Raw genomic sequence first — 18,253 nt, 5'->3', positions numbered from 1 at the left:
ATCTATACCATAATTCGATAAAGCGCTTTAAAATTAAAACTATCTTGAATATCCAAGGAGAACGCTATGAATTATTATAAAAATGCCTTACAAGTACTTGAAATGAAAATTAATTCCCCAAAACCAATTTCTCATGTTGGGTTAACCCTTCGAGAATCTCGAATCAGGCAACATCAAACGCTCGAATTTGTTTCAGATAAAATTTGTACTCCTGCAACCTTATCCAAAATTGAGTTAGGAATGATTCACCCTTCTCCTAAAATCCTTCAAAATTTACTCAAGCGCCTAACTCTGGATTCAATCCCTGACATAAAAAAAAGTCCCCATCATGACTGGTTGAGTTCATTTCGATTAGTCCTTGATCAAGGTAACCTCCATTATTTAGAATCTATCTATCAAATATCGTCCGAACCGTACCCTTATCAGACGGTATTAAAACAATTCGTGATTAATCTGACTTTATCTCATTTGAATCAGATTCATCTGACCTACGAATACTTATTAAATTTTCAACCTTATATGTCCCTCGAAGAATGTCTCCTCTTCTATCACTTTGTTGGAGTCTACCATTTAAAACTTAAAAACCCAATATTAACCATTAAATATTATCGATTAGCCTTTAAACTTAGTCAGCACTTAAAACTTGAAAATTCACTTCTCTCTTTACACTTAGCCCAATATTATTTCAATTTCAATCATTCCATTCAAGCTATTCATCATCTAAACGATGCTCTCCAAGGCTTTTCAAGTCGATATTTAATGAAATATACCCTTGAATGCGAGTTGCTCTTATGCGAGGATTACATCAAAAATCACGTCTATACGAAGGTTCCTCCCCTCATGTTTAAGCTTTATCATCAACTAAAACTTGATGATCCTTTCCATTACCTTAATCGATTACTAAATTTGATGGGCGACTATTATTTCAAGATAAAAGAATACAATCAAGCCGAAAGATATTATAAAAAAGCGCTATTTTCAGAATCAACTGCACCCTCCTCATTAATGAAATTACTCCATTTATACTATCAGTCAGCTCAATCAACAAAGCAAGTATCTCTGATACAAAAAGTTAAACTAAATAAAGATTTACCTCAAGAAATCATTTATTTGATTAAATACTATGAATTCTTAACTCATGATCCTTATGGTGACTTATTTCGAATTTTTCTACTTAAAGAGGCAATCCCTGTCGCCATCCAATCAGCAGATTTCCATCAATATGAACGTTATGCCACTGCTTTGATTAATCTCTACTTAGAAAAAGGAAAATATAAGATGGCCTTTCAAACACAAGACAAATTATCCAAATACCATGAGTCACTTCTCCTATCCTAATTTTTAATTTTATCTCTCGTGCCAATTACGACAAAAATTACTTTTTCATCATTATATAATTTAACTACATTAATCCCCACCATATAAAACAGTACTATCTTGATGTTTTTCAAATCGGTCTCAATGATTAGATTCCTTTAGTACTAAGATATTCTATCATCGAGGATTTTCCCCATTAGAAGGAAAAAACTAAAGACCTTGTGACTACTTAACCTAGGCACTCATCTAATAAAATGTGGAATCAAATCGTGTGGGGAGCTTCTTGCCCTCAAAGAGGTATCCTCTACTGGTAGGGAATTCAAAAGTTTTTCAATCATAAAAAATACATCTGGATTCATCTTGAGATAGGAGTGTTTGATACGATGAAAGAGTTATTCATACAATACTGTTATTCACAAGAACAATGGGGATTATTCGATCCTGACGTTGATGACTTTATCTTTTATGCTAATTCAATTACAGGCGTTACCACGTATGCCTATGAACTAGCTCCATTAATTAAACCATGTCAAATAAAGTTTATCCCACAGTATCTACTCACTAGTTTCACTATTTTTGCGACTTATTAGAACCAAAATAAAAAGGTAGCTTTCGCTACCTTTTTATTTATTGTCAGTCACTTCTTTTTTAGCTTCAAGCGCTGCTTGACTGACAGCATCTACCATATCAGTCGCCACTTCTTTTGTTGTATCCGCCACATTTGAAGCAGCTACTTTTGCTTTATCTTTTGCATCAATGGCTACTTCTTTTACTGTTTCAACAACATTTGATGCAGCTTCTGTTGCCTTTTCTTTTACATCTTTCGCACCGTCTTTAACAGCATCAATCACAATGGTAAAATCATCTTCTAAATCATCACCGAATGATTTGACCTCGTCTTTCACTGTATCTTTTGCTTCTTCAACACGAACAAGCATATCATTTAGCTTTTCTTTGACATCATTCACTTTGCTTTCTAACTCTGCTTTTGAGCTTTCCCAATCAAAGTTATTGACTAAGTCTTTAATTTCATCTAATTTCGCTGTAAAACTTTGTTTCACATCTTCAATTTCGATATCTTTAATTTTATTTTGGATCTCGTCTACTTTGTTTAATAACTCTTTTTGCATTTCTTTACCTGATTTTGGTGTTAATAAAGCCACAGCCGCTGCACCCATTAAGGCACCTAATACAAATACATTTCTTTTTTTCATTTAGATACACCTTCCATTCTTTTTTAAATAAGATAACAAATTATAGTTTATGTATTATCGTTTCATTTTATTTACGAATGAAACAGCTTTAAAGACACCTTGTCCATTTGCGACCGCTTGTGTCACATAGTTTTCGACAACTTTTGTTTTTTCTTGTACATCTTCAACGATTTTAGAACTTTCATTCACTAACGTCGTAGATTCATTCAATAAACGAATTAAAGATTTTAGTGTAAAAACAAGATAAACGGTTAAAACAATTAAACATGTCATAATAACTAAAATTAATAAGTCTGATAACGTGATCGTAAATGTCATAAATTCCCTATCCTTTCAACTCTCCTAGGACCTTAACGTTTAACTCTCCAAGGTAATTTTGTATAAGCATCCTCATACTTCTTAATATCTCCAGCTCCCATAAACACCACAACTGAGTCTTGATGTTGTTGTAATTGTTCAACTGTTTCCTTTTCAATTAAGTTGGCATGATGACATTTGTCAATTAATGTTTGGATACTTACACTCCCACTACTTTCTCGAGCTGACCCAAAAATATCAGTTAAATAAATGTGATCAGCTAAATTTAAACTTTGTGCAAACTCATCAATAAAGGCAGCGGTACGTGTAAAAGTATGAGGTTGGAATACTGCAACTAAATCACGGTCTGGGAATTTCTGGCGAACTGCTTTTAACGTTGCAGCAATTTCCGTTGGATGATGAGCATAATCATCAATAATAATTTGTGTATGGTGTTTCTTTTGGGCAAAACGTCGTTTAACACCTTCAAATAATCTTAGATCTTTATCAATGATTGAAGCTTCTAATCCTTCTAAATAACAAACAGTAATCACCGCTAAACTATTTAATACCATGTGATCTCCGAAAAATAGCGTGTTAAAGGTATGATAAAATTCACCATTAATAAACACATCAAAAGCTGTTCCCTCAGCCGTTTTTAAAATATTTTTAGCGACTACATTATTATGTGACTCTAGTCCATAAGTCATCATATTCGTTGAAGTTTGTAGTTTTTTAACTTCCGGATCATCACCACATGCAATGACCATTTTTTTGGTTTGATTTGAAAAAACATTGAAGGCATCTAAAACGTCATCAATATCTGTAAAGTAATCAGGATGATCATGTTCAATATTCGTAATAATAGCATAATCAGGTCGATATGCTAAAAAGTGTCGTTGATATTCGCAGGCTTCAAAAACAAAGAAACGACTATTTTCTACACCTTTTCCTGTTCCATCTCCAATTAAATATGAAGTTGGATAATTTAAGCGTAATACATGTGCTAATAACCCAGTTGTTGTTGTTTTTCCATGAGTTCCCGCAATCGCAATCGATGTAAAATTAGAGGCTAAATCTCCTAAAAAATCATGATAACGAACACATTTAGCACCTGCTTGTTTCGCCTGAATCACTTCCACATGGTCATCTTTAAACGCATTCCCAATAATCACAACCATATCTGGTTCAATCTTTGATTTTCCGAATGGATATAGGGTGATTCCCTTTGCTTCTAATCCAATTTGAGTAAATAGTTTTTCCTCAATATCTGATCCTTGAACATAGTTCCCCATGTCATATAAAATATGTGCTAACGCACTCATTCCTGAACCTTTTATCCCAATGAGATGATATCTTTGACTCATAATGAATCGTCTCCTATCTCGCTTTAACGATTATTTCTTTTATATTATATCACTTCTATATTATTTGGAAACCGCCTTTTAGTCAAATGTCTGACCTAAAGGCGGTTCAAAAATAAGGGTATTTAATGTTTAAATCCGTGTCTCATCCATCATTGATTCGAACTCTTCACGAGAAATCAAAATCTCACGTTGTTTATTTGATGAATTAGGTTCTCCAATCCATCCATTTAAGACAAGGGTATCAATGATTCGAGCTGCACGATTATAGCCTATCGCCATACGGGTTTGTAAGGAAGACACTGTTGCATATCCTTTTTCGAAGAAAAATCTCATAGCATCTTTTAACATGGGATCACAATCTGTCTTAATCCCATTACTCCCTTTTTCAAACACTTCATCTTCAATTAAATATTGAGGTTTCCCTTGATTTTTCACAAACTCAACAACAGCATCAATTTCTTCATCTGATACATAAGCTCCTTGAACACGTTTTGCCTTTGATCCACTCTCTAAAAGAAGCATATCTCCGCGACCAAGTAAATTTTGAGCTCCCATGTCATCTAATATGACACGAGAGTCATTTCCTTGGGCTACAGCAAATGCAATACGACAAGGAATATTTGATTTAATCGTTCCTGTAATGACATCGACCGTTGGACGTTGAGTTGCCACTATTAAATGAATTCCAGCTGCACGAGCTTTTTGCGTAATACGCATGATATAATCTTCAACCTCTTGTGCAGATACCATCATTAAATCAGCTAACTCATCAATAACAATCACAATATATGGAAGCTTTGGATAGGTCATTTCAAATTCATGACGTCGATTATTAAAGGACTTAATGTCTCGTACTCCATTACTTGCAAATAATTCGTAACGACGTTCCATTTCATCAACCGCCCACTTTAATCCCATCGCTGCCTTTTGGGCATCAACAATCACCGGTGTCACTAAATGTGGAATTTGATTATATGGAGCTAACTCTACACGTTTAGGATCAATTAACATAATGCGGACATCTTCAGGGCTTGCTTTCATTAAGATACTAATGAGTAAGGTGTTAATGCAAACACTTTTTCCTGATCCCGTTTGCCCTGCAATTAATCCATGAGGCATTGTTAAGATATCAACATAAGTGGGTTCCCCTGCAATATCTTGTCCCAATCCGATACAAAGCGGGCTTTCATGTAGCATGAACTCTGGAGTCGATAAAATCTCTTTCAATCGTACCATTTTTCGTTTACGATTTGGAATTTCAACCCCTATAATATTTTTTCCTGGAATAGGTTCAATTCGAAGTTCTTCCACCGATAAACTTAGTTTTAAATCATTATATAGACTTGATATTTTGCTAATTTTAGTTCCTGCCTCTGGTTGAATTTCAATCTGAGTCACGGTTGGTCCTTGTGTAAAATCACCTGTTAGACGAACTTTAACACCAAAATCATTAAAGGTTTGTTCTAAAATATCCATTTTACTTAAAATCCAATCGTCATCTGAGACTAGCTCATCATCTGCATCACTTAATAATGACGCATTAGGTGTTTCATAATAAGTGACCGTTTGTTCATCATCTTCAATCAGTACACTATCTAGGACTTCATCACAGAAGTTCTCATCTTCAAAAGAGTCAATGTCATCTGTCGTCTCTTCTAAGTCATGCAATGGAGTTTCAACTAAAACGACCTCTTCCGCATCACTCGGCATTTGAGAGGGTGTTATGATAATTCCCGCTTCTGTTTGTTTAATTAATGACGTCTTTACTTCAATCTCTTCTTGTTGATGATTAGTTAGATTCTTAATCACCTCAAGCGATGATTCTTGATCTGATGTCTGTGTTGTTGGCGATGAAAGTTGTAAATCATTTTTTGTTTCATCTGCTTCCAACGTATTAGAGTTTGACTTAACTGTATCACAGGGACAAACAAATAATTCATCCTCCGGATTCGTTAAGACATCTAAAACCTCTTCTTCTAACTTTTCAATTGAACTTAAGTTGTTTGTAAGTTCGGCAGTTCCCATTTCTTGATTTTCGTACTGTTGTAAATCATAGTCTAAATCACCTTGATTCGAAAAGGCATTCATTGCATCTTCAACTGTTTCAACAACAGATGATGTTGAAAACTGATATTGTCCATATGCTAACTGAACATACTTCGGCCTTTTTTCCCGACGTCCTGTTATAGGTGAAACAAATTCAACGGGTTTAAATCTTGATGATTTGGGTGAAGAGGTTATTTTAGTTCTTTCTGCTTTTTGTTTCGTAACAGGCAGTTCGATTTCATCTTGCTTCATTACCTGTTTATGACTCGACGATGTTCTCACTATAGTCGATGATGTTCTTATTTCTTTGTTTTCTAATTTTGGTTTTGATGGTGCCTTTTTAGGTACTAAATCTAGTTCATCGCCAAAACCAATTTTTTCAATATCAAAGATTGTACGTTTTTTCATATCTTCACACCCTAAATTACCCAATTGTTTACTCTTAATTATACATGAAAAACCCTGTATTTCACAAGATTGGAAAAAAAAATCACCGATGATTTCCTCGGTGATTTTTATATTTTTTGAATTAAACTAAAGATTCGATAAAGTCTTCAATTTGTTGACGAGTTTTGCGATCTTTATTGACAAAGCGTCCTGATTCAACTCCATTATGAAATGCCACAAAACTTGGAATTCCAAAAATATCAAGTTCTACACATAAATCCATTAAATTATCACGATTCACTGTATAGAATTTAAAATCTGAATATTTTTCAACAATTGCTGGCATAAATGGTTTAATCACCATACAGTCTGGACACCAGTTTGCTGTAAATAATACAATGGACTTACCATTTTGAATTAATTCTTTGAATTGTTCAATACTATTAATTTCCGTCACTTGTATTCCCCTCTTCTGTTACGACTGAATTTTGAGTTGAATCTTGTGTTGTCTCTGTAAATTCGCCTCTTTTTTCAGTGCTAAAATCAAAATCAATAACATGTTCGCTTTCTACAGTCGAAAGTTCCCCATCCGTGACAGGTTCCATATTTGTTTCAACATGGCCCGACTCATCCATACTCATTGCAGGAACCTCTAGGAGAGTTGAACTTTTAGCATCTGCTGCTTCAGATGTCTCAGGAATGACTTGATTAGTCCCTGTCGCTACAGTAGCTGTAGAAGTTTCTGGTTGTGTACTCTTAACAGTTTTCGCGACTACTAACATATTATAAGTCATATAAGGTGTTTCTTCGTAATCCACAAGAGCAGATAATTTAGTGCCATCTACAAACACAGTTAACAGATACTTTTCTTCCATTTTAACTAATTGAACAAATCCATTTTGTTCACCATTGCTAAAGTTTTTATAAAAGACTTCTTGACCTGCGGATTTATTTTCATCACGAAGCAAATAGTAAGTATCCATGTCTTGACCAATAATATTATACTGATTATTATAGTGCATTATAATCTCATTGTCTTTATATTTAATAATATCATTGACACCAAGTGAATATAAATACTTAAATTGGCGTGGTGTATGATAAGTAATGCTATCATTTTTAGTATTAGATTCCATCACTGAATAATGAAAAGCAGAGTCAATACTCTCTTGCATTTTTGTCTCAAAATTAGCTTCAGTAATCATCGGACGTGACATCAACAATAACCCCACACTTAATCCTGTAATGACTACGCCACTAAAAATGGTCGTGAAACGATTTAACATACGTAAATCATGAGGTTTTATTTGCGTCTGTAAAGGTGTTGTATATGATAGAGAATCGACTTTCGATTCTGAAATTTTCGTTTTAAATCGATCAATTTTTAATCTGTTTTTTAGATTCAGAGCTTGTAATTTTCGTTTCGAAGAGTTGGTAAACTCATTTAGTTGTTGCTTAATTTGGTTTGATGTCGTGTTAGATTGATGCTTGGAATTAGATTTAACATCTTTATTTTGTTTCGACAAAAAATCGCCCCCTTTTAGCATAATACAACTTTATTATACCATAGAGAGCGATTCAATCACAAATTATAATTTTTTACATTCTTGAAGATATAAATATTGTCCCCATAAAAGTCGAATAATATGCACAAAATTTTCTTTACGACCATAAAAATCAGCCGTTAAAATTCCAATAGCCCCTTCGTTAGAACGAACATCGACACGATTTGAATATGCATCAATCACTTCACTAAGTTCTTTTCCTTCTTTCAATGGAGTTACCAATTCTATCGGTAAAGGTAAACGTGTTCCTCCAGCATAAAACACTTGTTGGTCAGACGTTTTTAAAACACCCCAATTTACCAAATAATAAATGCCATTAAGTTCCTCAACACCTGCTTCAAGTCCAATCCCAATATCACCATGAAGACAGGCTAAAGAAGCACGATTAAAAGCTCCTTCCACCGTTTCCTGATCACTAAACGGTTGATTTGACACACCACTTTCTGTTTCTTCACCTATGATTTCATGGCCAAATGGTTCTAAAACTTCTTTAGCGGCATTCACTTTTACTTTATTTGTTGATCCCACAATAATTTTCACAACATAATCCTCTTACTTTTCTTGAGCAAAAACAGCTTCTAAACGGTAAATTGGCTGACCTTTAGCACTAAATTTTTGTTCATATTCTGTCATCACATTCCACTCTAAATCTTCACGCTTATGTAAATCAAGCGCCACATCTTGTAAAATCATCCCGTATTGACTTAAGCTCGCTAACGAGTACTCGAATAATAGACGGTTATCTGTTTTAAATCGGATTGCCCCGTCTTCTTTCATAATCGTTTGATATAATTTTAAGAAGTTTTCATGAGTTAAACGACGTTTTGCATGACGTGGTTTTGGCCATGGATCTGAGAAGTTTAAGTAAACGCCTGCTACTTCATTTTCTTCAAAAATTTCTGTTAACTCATCTGCGTCAATTTTTAATAATTTCAAGTTTGGTAACTCTCCTGCTTCTATCACTTTTTCAAGTGCACGAACCATAACTGAATCAAACTTTTCAATTCCAATGAAGTTTAGATGAGGATTTTTTTGCGCCATTCCAATCACAAATTGTCCTTTTCCCATTCCAACTTCAATATAAAGAGGTTGCTCTTTTTCAAAAACGGATTGCCAATTCCCTTTTAATTCTTTTTCATTTTGAACCACGATATTTGGATGTGCTGCAATTGTTTCTGCTGCTCCCTTAACTTTTCGTAAACGCATATTATCACCGTTGCCTTTCTCATATCTCTAAATAGTTCCTACTATTTTTTTTACCTTTTTCATCAAAAATCGATATTTTCATTTTAGTTCGAGTCATATTGTATCACAACTTGCCTTAATTGTGAATGTTCCCTACCTAGCATTAAAAAAAGTGGATGACACATCCACTTTTATTTTTCGTTTAATTTAAATGGCAACTCTTCCATGACGAGTGTTCCAAACGGACGATTAGGTCCATAAGTAGAATGAAAATCTGATCCCGTCGTTATAATCAACTGATATCGATTCACTAATTCATCGATACGTTGATAATCTAACGCTTGATGATCAGGATGATATTTTTCAATCCCATCCAATCCAACTTCTACTAAATCTGGAATCATATCATACGACTTTGATTGTCCAGGATGTGCAATAACAGCAATTCCACCATCTGCTTTAATTGCTTTCACTGCATCACGCCCATCTACATACGTAATCACACGATCACAAAGTCCACCTTTTTTAAATAACGGTTTTAACTCATCACGTGTGTAACCTTTCTCTATTAGGACATCAAAAATATGTTGCTTATAAAAGGCAGTACTAGCTTTGGCCTTCTTTGCAACTTCTTCCATCGTTAAGTCATATCTCGCTTCAATCAACTGTTGAACTTGCCATTTCGTATTTTCATCTCGAAGACGATTCGTTTCATCTACTAATGCCTTAATATGAGGCGCCTCTAAATCAAAATTATAGCCTAAAATATGTGCTTTCACGTGTCTATTAAAATCATAAGCACTAATTTCAATCCCTGGAATGACCTCAATGCCAATCATTTTTCCTAATGCAATTGCTTCTTTGAGCCCCATAACAGTATCATGATTCGTAATCGCAACATGCGTTAAACCACGCTCTTTCGCTAATAAAAGGGTTGCTTCTGTACTTAAAGAACTATCTGAAATGTTCGTATGAACGTGTAAATCAGCACGCATTATTTCCACCTCTTCAGTTGATTAATTTAATCTTTTCAACAACTATTACTCTTGGTGTGCAAAAGTTAAAAGGGCTAACTCTTCATCTGTCAACTCACGATATTCACCTAGTTCAAGTGATTCATCTAACTCTAACCCACCAATAGCTAATCGTTTTAAATAAATAACTTTCCCGCCAACACTTGCAAACATACGCTTAACTTGATGGAATTTCCCTTCTGTGATACAAATTTCTACTTCAGTCCATTCATCATTTTTTTGCAAAATTTTCACTTTGGCGGGTTTAGTTGAGAACACCTCACCTGTTCCATCTAAAATTTCAACACCTGTTTCTAGTTGGTTTAGTTTTTCATCTGTCAACTCGCCTGTGACATGTGCAACATATCGTTTATAAACATCTTTTTTCGGAGAAATAATTTCATGGGCCAACTTCCCATCATTCGTTAACAACACTAATCCCTCAGTATCACGGTCAAGGCGTCCTGCAGGTGCTACATCAAACATTAAATAATAATCGTCTAACAAATCAATGACTGTGCGATATCTCTGATCACGAGTTGCACTCAAACAATCTTGTGGCTTATTCATCATTAAATAAACAAACTCACGATATTCCACGACTTCATCAAACACCGTCACACACTGTTTTGATAAGTCGACTTTAACTTTTGCATCTTTAACCACGACACCATCAACTTTAACTTCTTTTGATTTTAATAATTTCTTTACTTCAGTACGTGTTCCATATCCTGTATGAGCCAATAATTTATCTAAACGCAATGTTATATCCTCCAACTTTAATAATTAAACGGTTTTTACCCAAATTATCATAACACATTTACTTTTCAAATCATAGTATATAGTACCTGTAGAAAGGAGGGCTTCGCCCATGTTTGGTAAAAATAAAAAAAATGCTCAATCACCTATTGAAGAAATGGAACAATTTTATCTCAATCAATTTTTAAATAGCCCTAAAACACCACCCCAAGGAGTGAATAGAATGCAATTCCCTAATAATTTAGGACCAGGGCTTCCAGGTTCTCAAGGATTTGGAGGAATGGGTAACCAACCTCAATTTAACAATTTCCAACCTAATCAAATGCCCTTTAATACTCAATCTCAAAATATGTTCCCTAGCAGTCAATCCTTTAATAACCAACCTCAAAACATGTTCGCCGGCAATCAATCCTTCAACAATCAACCTCAAAATATGTTTCCCGGCAATCAATCCTTTAACAATCAACCTCAAAACATGTTTCCCGGCAATCAATCCTTTAACAATCAACCTCAAAACATGTTTCCCGGCAATCAATCCTTTAACAATCAACCTCAAAACATGTTTCCCGGCAATCAATCCTTTAACAGCCAACCTCAAAATCCGTTCCTAAATAATCAATCTTTTAATAACCCAACTCAAAATACATTTTCAAGCAACGAATCTCAAATTGATAGAAGTAGCAACTCATTTCCTGGGAAATATAATGAACTCACCTCTCTCATTCAACCCACACTTGACGAATTAGGTCACGAACCATCCACACTAAACTTACGTCCTGCCACTAGTCAACCTCAACCTCAAGCACCTGCCCAAAACTATAACCAACCTCAACCTCAAACACCTGCCCAAAACTATAACCAACCTCAACCTCAAACACCTGCCCAAAACTATAACCAACCTCAACCTCAAGCACCTGCCCAAAATTATTATCAATCTCAATCTCAAACACCTATTCAAAGTTACGAACCACTAGACGATTATCGTGATGAAGTTGATGAAATTTATAACCGTGTCGATAATATTAATATTCGTCTTCGTAAAGTAGAAAGTTATCTAGGTTTTAGACCCGATAACACCATTTAAAAAGGCTGTATCCATTAAGATACAGCCTTTTTTTTATTCACGATAGATAGGATTTTCAGTTGAATCACCATACTCTTTCAATAAATTTTGACGGTATAGTTGATTGACTTCTTGCTCTAATGCTGCTTTTTGATCATCGGTTAAAAGTGATCCAATATCTTCAATCATTTCGGATACAATTTTCAAAGCCGCATCATAATCAACAGTAAGGGACGTACTCATCGTTGACTCCTCTTTGGGATTTTCATGATTTTTAAATCCTGACAACCATGTTTTCACATCACTACTAAACTCGCTTAAAGCATTTACGACATGAGATACCCGTTCCTCTTGAGATTGACTCATAGGATGTGATGAAGAGCCACTACCATTCATCATGACATAAAAAGCAACAACAAACCCTAATACAAAAAATAGAATTGCTCTTTTCATCCGATTCACCCTCATCAAGTTGAGAATATATCTACATTATTCCTTATTTTTTCTTAGATATGCGTCTTTTCAATGATTCAAGTGAAAATTTCGTTCCAAATAGATTCGTCAGTAAATCAAAATACCATGCTAAGGCGAAGTACACGCCTGCTCCTATAACACCTGTAATGGCAACATATAAAATCGAAAAAACATATCGTTCTTGATATGGAAGGATTTGATTTAAAATTAACTTCACTAAAGATACAACGATCCCCATCGCAAACACAAACACAAAAATCGCAACTAAGCGACGAGCCAGTGCTGTCAACTTAAATCCTGTCTTACGTTTAATGACATATAAACTACAACCAATACAGAACGTATAAGCCAGCATGGTTGATAAAGTCGCACCGTCTGCATAGAACATCGGGATTAAAATGACATTTCCAACATACTTAATAAGTAATCCCACAACCAAGAAAGCAATTCCATACCATTGCCCACCTATTCCTTGTAAAATGGCAGTGACAATACTATAAAGTGCCATAAATAATCCGAGTAATGATCCAAGTAAGAAAATTTGTCCTCCCATTTCATTATATCCCGGTGTACTTGAGTTAAAGAATAAAATATAAATAGGCTTAGCTAATAAAGACATCCCAACAACAGCTGGAACTGTAATAAAACATGTCAACTGAATCGCAAGCATTAAATTTTTACGAACTTGTTTCATATTTCCAGAGGTTAAATAGTGTGTTAACTCTGGAATTAATGGCTGCCCAAATGCGATAGCAAATGAAACTGGAATCATAATAATTTTATATAAGCTTCCACCATACATTCCAAAGGCTACCTCTACCTTTTCTGTCGGGAAACCACCTTTAAGCATATATTCATTAAATGTTGATTGATCTACCATTTGTAATAAACTAGTTGTTAACCCTAAAATAGCAAATGGGATTGCATATGAGATTAATTCCGTAAACAACTTCGTATAATCTCGCTCTTCATGCGGAACAGACTGTTTTAATAAACGGTTGAACCCTTTTACATTTTTCAGCCAATAATAGTACAGTGTCCCAAAAGCGATAACGCCAGCTAAAAAAGCAGAAAACACGGAAAAAGCAACCGCTTCTTCAGTTGTTCCACCTTTAATATTAATAATAAAGTAAGAACCCGCTAAAATAAAAACAATTCGAACAACCTGTTCTAAAAATTGTGAAACTGAAGTGGGAATCATATTTTGATTTCCTTGAAAGAAACCTCTAAAGATCGCCATTACTGGAATAATTAACAAAGCAAAACTTATCGTTTGAATCACCATCGTGACATCTTCGACCGAATTGGTTAGCTTACTCTCTCCTGCCAAAACATGCTGTGCATAAAACGGAGCTATATTATAAAGCAGTAAGAAACCAACACATCCTAGACCAATCATAAAATAAATACCATACCTAAACATTTTACGAGCTGTATCATACTCACCCGCTGCATTATACTTAGATACGAATTTAGCAATTCCAACAGGAATTCCGAGGGTAGATAAACTTATGAATAAAGAATAAGGTATATAGGCATATTGGTATAACGCCATACCTGATTCTCCAACTAACTGTTGGAATGGAATAACATAAAGGATACCTAAGAATTTAGTCAAAAACATACTAATACTTAAAACCATCGCACCCTTTAAAAAGCGATTCCCCATATCTTCGACCTACTTTCTACATCAAAACTCTTTCGTTTTTTAATGTCATACCTTATTATTTTACTATAACTCCTGAAACTTTCCAAACAAATTTAAAAAGTTACAAAACCTCTTAAAGAAAGGAAACAATAAAATGATTTCTTACCAGAATAATCTTCCACAAATTGATTCCACTGCATTTATCGCACATAATGCCACCCTTATTGGAAAAGTAATCTTGTCAAAAGAATCGAGTGTCTGGTATAACGCCGTCCTGCGCGCTGATTTAAATACCATTTGCGTGGGTGAACAAACAAACCTTCAAGAAGCTGTCTGCATCCATGTCACTAAAGAACACCCAACCCTCATAAAAAATCGTGTTACGATTGGTCACGGTGCTATTTTACATGGCTGTACAATAGAGGATGATGTTTTAATTGGCATGGGAGCTATTATATTAGATGGAGCCATCATTGAAACGGGCGCCATGGTTGGTGCCGGTTGCGTGGTACCACCTAATAAGAAAGTACCAGCTAATCACCTCGCCCTCGGTAACCCAATGAAAATCATTCGTCCTTTAACCGAATCAGAACTCAAGTGCAATATTGAAAATGCCCTCCTATATGTTGAACTTTCTAAAGAATATCAATCCCAAAAGTAAGGGTATAAGTTTTTTAGAATGTGAAATAATATAGCCGAAAGAACTATTTACGAGGTGATTATTATGAACTTTGACTTAAGAAAAGCTGTTATTGCAAACCTTGATGATTCTAATTACGATGAAATTCGTGAAACAATCATGGATGCTATTGAATCTGGAGAAGAAAAAACACTTCCAGGACTTGGAGTTATGTTTGAAATTTTATGGAACGGAAGTAATGATAACGAAAAAGAAAAATTAGTTTCTCGTATCACAGAATGTTTACGTCCAAAAGCAATTTAATTGTATGCTTTCGAATTAAAAAGTAGAGCAACTCTCGCTCTACTTTTTATTATGGCAAAAACCATATCCATTATTTAACAAACTCGTGTTTTTACAAAATTTTATTCCTGATAAAAATAATATCCTTATATATGTCTTTCTTTCTTCATTCCCTCATTATGTTTGGCTCTTCGTTTTTTATATTCTTTTGTAGCTTTTGGTCGAGTTCCATTTTTGAAGAGAATAGACTATTAACCCCAGTAAAGCTGTCTATTAAAATGTTAAAAATCTTTGATGATTTGAATCTATATCGACTTATGGAATCTAAAGATTTCCTTCACTTAATTATACAAATCGATTTTCTCCCTACTTTACCTCCTCTTCATTCTGTGAAAAGGAATCTATTTGGTTTCTTAATCTAAATTCCTTTTCACTCATTTTATTTACAAAAAACGACAAATATTCAACAAAAACTTAACCTTTCCTTAACAAAACGTTTACAATTTTTATGTTTTTCAGAATAACTTAAAGAACAATCTAAATATTTTTCAATAATTAAAAGCAATAATGAAATATTTTACTTTTTATGTATAATATATATTTGTGTTCTACCATTTCCTAAAATTTTCTATTTGATTTTATAGGAAGCCATTGTTAAAATGTCATTTAGGCTATCTATAGCCAAAATTAAATGGAAAATTTATCTTAATTTCACATCTTTTTGAAATTTGTTTCATAAAGATTATTAATTTATGGGGGTTTCAAATGAAAGAATTCATGAAGAAGTATTTTTATAATTTCTATTTTATATGTATCATCTCATCATTTGTTTTAAACTTTTTAATTGAGTCATTTAGTCGCCATTCTGTGGGTGCGGCCTTTCATTATCTAATAGAATCACCTGTTGTATTTGCATACAACTCGGCCATTATCTTATTAACCTTATCGCTCGTTCTTTTAGTACGTCGTAAAATTGCCTTATTCGCTTTAATTTCTATCATTTGGTTAGCGGGTGGAATTACAAACGGGATTGTGTTAAATAATCGTGTGACACCTTTTACGGCAAATGAATTAAAATTAATTTCTTCGACGTTTGATATTTTACAAAAATATTTTACAAAATTCCAAATGGGATTAATCGTTGTTGGAATCGCCCTTGCCGTTATAGGGATTATCGTGACTTTCTTCTTCGCACCTAAATCAAAAGAAAAAGTAAACTACAAAAAGAATTTATCAATCTTTGCCATTGGAATTGCTACGTTTACTTTCATCACAACGAGTGCAATTAAATCAGAAGTTATTGCAACATACTTTGGTAACATTGCCTTTGCTTACTTAGATTATGGGTTCCCATACTGTTTTTCAAATACGTTATTAAATACTGGTATTAAACGCCCACTGACTTATAATGAAGAAAAAGTAAAAGAAATTTTTAACAGTTTAAATGTCGATACAAATGATAACGAATTTGATGACTCAAGTTTAACGGTTAGTACCGATAACAACTTACAGGTTACTCAAAAACAAGCACCAAACATTATCATGTTACAATTAGAATCATTCTTCGATCCAACTTACATGAAAGATCTTGAGTTCTCATCAGATCCAGTTCCTAACTTCAGAAAATTAAAAGAACAATTCTCATCTGGATTCTTAAGTGTTCCGTCTATTGGAGCCGGAACAGCAAACACGGAATTTGAGACCATTTCAGGAATGAACCTTGAATACTTTGGACCTGGAGAGTATCCATACAAAACTATTTTACGTAAAACTACAGCTGAAAGTATCCCTTACGATTTAAAACAAATTGGCTATACCACACATGCCATTCACAATAATAAGGGAACGTTCTATACGCGCCAAAAAGTCTTTAAAATGTTAGGGTTTGATACCTTTACGTCAATTGAATACATGAACATTGAGGAAACAACACCACTTGGTTGGGCAAAAGATAAATACTTAACACAATCCATCGTAGATGCCTTAAATGCCACTGAAAATCAAGATTATATTTATACGATTTCGGTTCAAGGACATGGGGATTATCCTGATACACCTGTTGAGAATCATTCAACCATCACGTTATCTGGTTTAGATGATCCAGCTCGTTTAACGTCATTTGAATACTTTGTCAACGAAATTCATGAAATGGACCAATTCATTGGAGAGTTAATCAATGCCCTATCGATGATTCCTGAAGATACCGTCCTTGTGATGTATGGCGATCACTTACCAACGCTTGATATTACGGATGAAGAGTTATCAAATGGAGACATCTTCCAAACAGAATATGTCATTTGGAACAACTTCAACTTACCAAAAGAAGATGCAGATATCGAGGCCTACCAATTAGGGGCTCACGTTTTAAACCAATTAGACATCCATACAGGAACACTTGTTAACTATCATCAACAATTCCAAGATAGTGAAGACTACCAAGATAATCTAAAGTTATTACAGTATGATATGCTTTATGGAGACCAATACATTTATGATGGTATTAACCCATTTGAACCCACAAAAATGCAAATGGGAGTTAAAGATATTATCATTACAAACGTCTATAATGATGAAGAAGGAAACTTAATTGTTCAAGGTCAAAACTTTACAGACTATAGCCGTGTTCGAATCAATAAAACTGCTTATGATACGACTTATGTTGATCCTGAAACATTAATTGTTCCAAACTATACAATGGATGAATCAGAATCATTCTATATTCAACAAGTAACAGTTACAAACCATGTTTTAAGTACTTCTGAAAAATTCAAAATCGGATTAGAAGAAGAACAATCTGAACACTTTGAACAAGGATATACAGAAGGATATTCTGCTGGTGTTCAGGCTGCTCTTGAGGTACTTGGATATGATATTAACAACCTTCAATTAGATGGTATTTCGATTGAATCAATCTTAATGCCTCAACAAACAGATGAAACACAACCAACGGATACCACAACTGAAGACGTTCAATAAAAAAAGACTGAGCATCAATG

The 18,253-nt window shown here is 34.3% G+C and carries 18 protein-coding genes; 6 read left to right on the top strand and 12 right to left on the bottom strand.

What is annotated here, in order from left to right:
• Positions 1-66: 66 nt before the first annotated feature.
• Together HLK68_RS10445 and HLK68_RS10440 are read left to right on the top strand one after the other, a co-directional pair.
• The gene (locus HLK68_RS10445; RefSeq protein ID WP_006783628.1) at positions 67-1,338 is read left to right on the top strand and encodes a helix-turn-helix domain-containing protein; all 1,272 of its coding nucleotides are present in this window, start codon (positions 67-69) and stop codon (positions 1,336-1,338) included.
• 362 nt (positions 1,339-1,700) lie between these two features.
• Positions 1,701-1,907 (top strand): hypothetical protein, encoded by a 207-nt coding sequence (locus tag HLK68_RS10440; protein ID WP_006783629.1) that lies wholly within the window; start codon positions 1,701-1,703, stop codon positions 1,905-1,907.
• A 33-nt stretch (positions 1,908-1,940) separates the two neighbouring features.
• On the opposite strand, the gene HLK68_RS10435 is transcribed toward HLK68_RS10440, so the two are convergent.
• The 10 genes from HLK68_RS10435 to HLK68_RS10390 form a co-directional block, all read right to left on the bottom strand.
• The gene (locus HLK68_RS10435; RefSeq protein ID WP_006783618.1) at positions 1,941-2,531 is read right to left on the bottom strand and encodes a YtxH domain-containing protein; all 591 of its coding nucleotides are present in this window, start codon (positions 2,529-2,531) and stop codon (positions 1,941-1,943) included.
• Positions 2,532-2,585: 54 nt separating this feature from the next.
• Positions 2,586-2,849 (bottom strand): hypothetical protein, encoded by a 264-nt coding sequence (locus HLK68_RS10430; protein WP_006783617.1) that lies wholly within the window; start codon positions 2,847-2,849, stop codon positions 2,586-2,588.
• Positions 2,850-2,881: 32 nt separating this feature from the next.
• A complete protein-coding gene (gene murC, locus HLK68_RS10425) occupies positions 2,882-4,195 on the bottom strand; it encodes a UDP-N-acetylmuramate--L-alanine ligase (RefSeq protein WP_009606783.1) in 1,314 nt (437 codons plus the stop codon).
• A 129-nt stretch (positions 4,196-4,324) separates the two neighbouring features.
• The gene (locus tag HLK68_RS10420) at positions 4,325-6,649 is read right to left on the bottom strand and encodes a DNA translocase FtsK (protein ID WP_006783615.1); all 2,325 of its coding nucleotides are present in this window, start codon (positions 6,647-6,649) and stop codon (positions 4,325-4,327) included.
• Positions 6,650-6,770: 121 nt separating this feature from the next.
• The gene (locus tag HLK68_RS10415; protein WP_006783614.1) at positions 6,771-7,085 is read right to left on the bottom strand and encodes a thioredoxin family protein; all 315 of its coding nucleotides are present in this window, start codon (positions 7,083-7,085) and stop codon (positions 6,771-6,773) included.
• Positions 7,072-8,154, bottom strand: a complete 1,083-nt coding sequence (locus HLK68_RS10410; protein WP_132942652.1) for a hypothetical protein — start codon at positions 8,152-8,154, stop codon at positions 7,072-7,074. The genes HLK68_RS10415 and HLK68_RS10410 overlap by 14 nt, the downstream gene beginning before the upstream one ends.
• 63 nt (positions 8,155-8,217) lie before the next feature.
• Positions 8,218-8,733, bottom strand: a complete 516-nt coding sequence (locus HLK68_RS10405) for a DUF84 family protein (RefSeq protein ID WP_006783612.1) — start codon at positions 8,731-8,733, stop codon at positions 8,218-8,220.
• Between the two features lie 12 nt (positions 8,734-8,745).
• Positions 8,746-9,399, bottom strand: coding sequence for a tRNA (guanosine(46)-N7)-methyltransferase TrmB (gene trmB, locus HLK68_RS10400; protein WP_006783611.1), 654 nt, complete (start codon positions 9,397-9,399; stop codon positions 8,746-8,748).
• A 170-nt stretch (positions 9,400-9,569) separates the two neighbouring features.
• On the bottom strand, positions 9,570-10,373 hold the full coding sequence (locus HLK68_RS10395) for a PHP domain-containing protein (RefSeq protein ID WP_055164238.1): 804 nt from the start codon (positions 10,371-10,373) through the stop codon (positions 9,570-9,572).
• Between the two features lie 45 nt (positions 10,374-10,418).
• Positions 10,419-11,153 (bottom strand): pseudouridine synthase, encoded by a 735-nt coding sequence (locus HLK68_RS10390; protein ID WP_006783609.1) that lies wholly within the window; start codon positions 11,151-11,153, stop codon positions 10,419-10,421.
• Between the two features lie 109 nt (positions 11,154-11,262).
• On the opposite strand from HLK68_RS10390, the gene HLK68_RS10385 reads away from it, so the two are divergent.
• The gene (locus tag HLK68_RS10385) at positions 11,263-12,234 is read left to right on the top strand and encodes a polyadenylate binding domain-containing protein (protein WP_170837676.1); all 972 of its coding nucleotides are present in this window, start codon (positions 11,263-11,265) and stop codon (positions 12,232-12,234) included.
• A 33-nt stretch (positions 12,235-12,267) separates the two neighbouring features.
• On the opposite strand, the gene HLK68_RS10380 is transcribed toward HLK68_RS10385, so the two are convergent.
• Together HLK68_RS10380 and HLK68_RS10375 are read right to left on the bottom strand one after the other, a co-directional pair.
• Positions 12,268-12,666 carry a hypothetical protein gene (locus tag HLK68_RS10380; RefSeq protein ID WP_006783607.1) on the bottom strand — a complete coding sequence of 133 codons (399 nt, stop codon included), beginning with the start codon at positions 12,664-12,666 and terminating at the stop codon, positions 12,268-12,270.
• Positions 12,667-12,709: 43 nt separating this feature from the next.
• Complete coding sequence (locus HLK68_RS10375; protein ID WP_006783606.1) at positions 12,710-14,356, bottom strand: putative polysaccharide biosynthesis protein; 1,647 nt, start codon at positions 14,354-14,356, stop codon at positions 12,710-12,712.
• Between the two features lie 133 nt (positions 14,357-14,489).
• Here HLK68_RS10375 and HLK68_RS10370 point away from each other — a divergent pair, with 133 nt between their 5' ends.
• The 3 genes from HLK68_RS10370 to HLK68_RS10360 all read left to right on the top strand — a co-directional run bounded on the left by HLK68_RS10370 (position 14,490) and on the right by HLK68_RS10360 (position 18,233).
• Positions 14,490-14,996, top strand: coding sequence for a gamma carbonic anhydrase family protein (locus HLK68_RS10370; RefSeq protein ID WP_006783605.1), 507 nt, complete (start codon positions 14,490-14,492; stop codon positions 14,994-14,996).
• Between the two features lie 63 nt (positions 14,997-15,059).
• Positions 15,060-15,278: a small acid-soluble spore protein SspI gene (gene sspI, locus HLK68_RS10365; protein WP_006783604.1), complete on the top strand. Its 219-nt coding sequence runs from the start codon at positions 15,060-15,062 to the stop codon at positions 15,276-15,278.
• 744 nt (positions 15,279-16,022) lie between these two features.
• A complete protein-coding gene (locus HLK68_RS10360) occupies positions 16,023-18,233 on the top strand; it encodes an LTA synthase family protein (protein ID WP_006783603.1) in 2,211 nt (736 codons plus the stop codon).
• Positions 18,234-18,253 lie beyond the last annotated feature (20 nt).

Source organism: Turicibacter sanguinis, assembly GCF_013046825.1.
Taxonomy (GTDB): domain Bacteria; phylum Bacillota_I; class Bacilli_A; order MOL361; family Turicibacteraceae; genus Turicibacter; species Turicibacter sanguinis.
This window is presented reverse-complemented; position numbering and strand designations above follow the sequence as displayed.

Bases quoted from the DNA above. Each gene is read 5' to 3' on its own strand.
- HLK68_RS10360 (WP_006783603.1), top strand. From the start codon at position 16,023: ATGAAAGAATTCATGAAGAAGTATTTTTATAATTTCTATTTTATATGT.
- HLK68_RS10395 (WP_055164238.1), bottom strand. From the start codon at position 10,373: ATGCGTGCTGATTTACACGTTCATACGAACATTTCAGATAGTTCTTTA.
- sspI (WP_006783604.1), top strand. From the start codon at position 15,060: ATGAACTTTGACTTAAGAAAAGCTGTTATTGCAAACCTTGATGATTCT.
- HLK68_RS10440 (WP_006783629.1), top strand. From the start codon at position 1,701: ATGAAAGAGTTATTCATACAATACTGTTATTCACAAGAACAATGGGGA.
- HLK68_RS10385 (WP_170837676.1), top strand. From the start codon at position 11,263: ATGTTTGGTAAAAATAAAAAAAATGCTCAATCACCTATTGAAGAAATG.
- HLK68_RS10430 (WP_006783617.1), bottom strand. From the start codon at position 2,849: ATGACATTTACGATCACGTTATCAGACTTATTAATTTTAGTTATTATG.
- HLK68_RS10375 (WP_006783606.1), bottom strand. From the start codon at position 14,356: ATGGGGAATCGCTTTTTAAAGGGTGCGATGGTTTTAAGTATTAGTATG.
- HLK68_RS10420 (WP_006783615.1), bottom strand. From the start codon at position 6,649: ATGAAAAAACGTACAATCTTTGATATTGAAAAAATTGGTTTTGGCGAT.
- HLK68_RS10370 (WP_006783605.1), top strand. From the start codon at position 14,490: ATGATTTCTTACCAGAATAATCTTCCACAAATTGATTCCACTGCATTT.
- HLK68_RS10380 (WP_006783607.1), bottom strand. From the start codon at position 12,666: ATGAAAAGAGCAATTCTATTTTTTGTATTAGGGTTTGTTGTTGCTTTT.
- HLK68_RS10445 (WP_006783628.1), top strand. From the start codon at position 67: ATGAATTATTATAAAAATGCCTTACAAGTACTTGAAATGAAAATTAAT.
- trmB (WP_006783611.1), bottom strand. From the start codon at position 9,399: ATGCGTTTACGAAAAGTTAAGGGAGCAGCAGAAACAATTGCAGCACAT.
- HLK68_RS10435 (WP_006783618.1), bottom strand. From the start codon at position 2,531: ATGAAAAAAAGAAATGTATTTGTATTAGGTGCCTTAATGGGTGCAGCG.
- murC (WP_009606783.1), bottom strand. From the start codon at position 4,195: ATGAGTCAAAGATATCATCTCATTGGGATAAAAGGTTCAGGAATGAGT.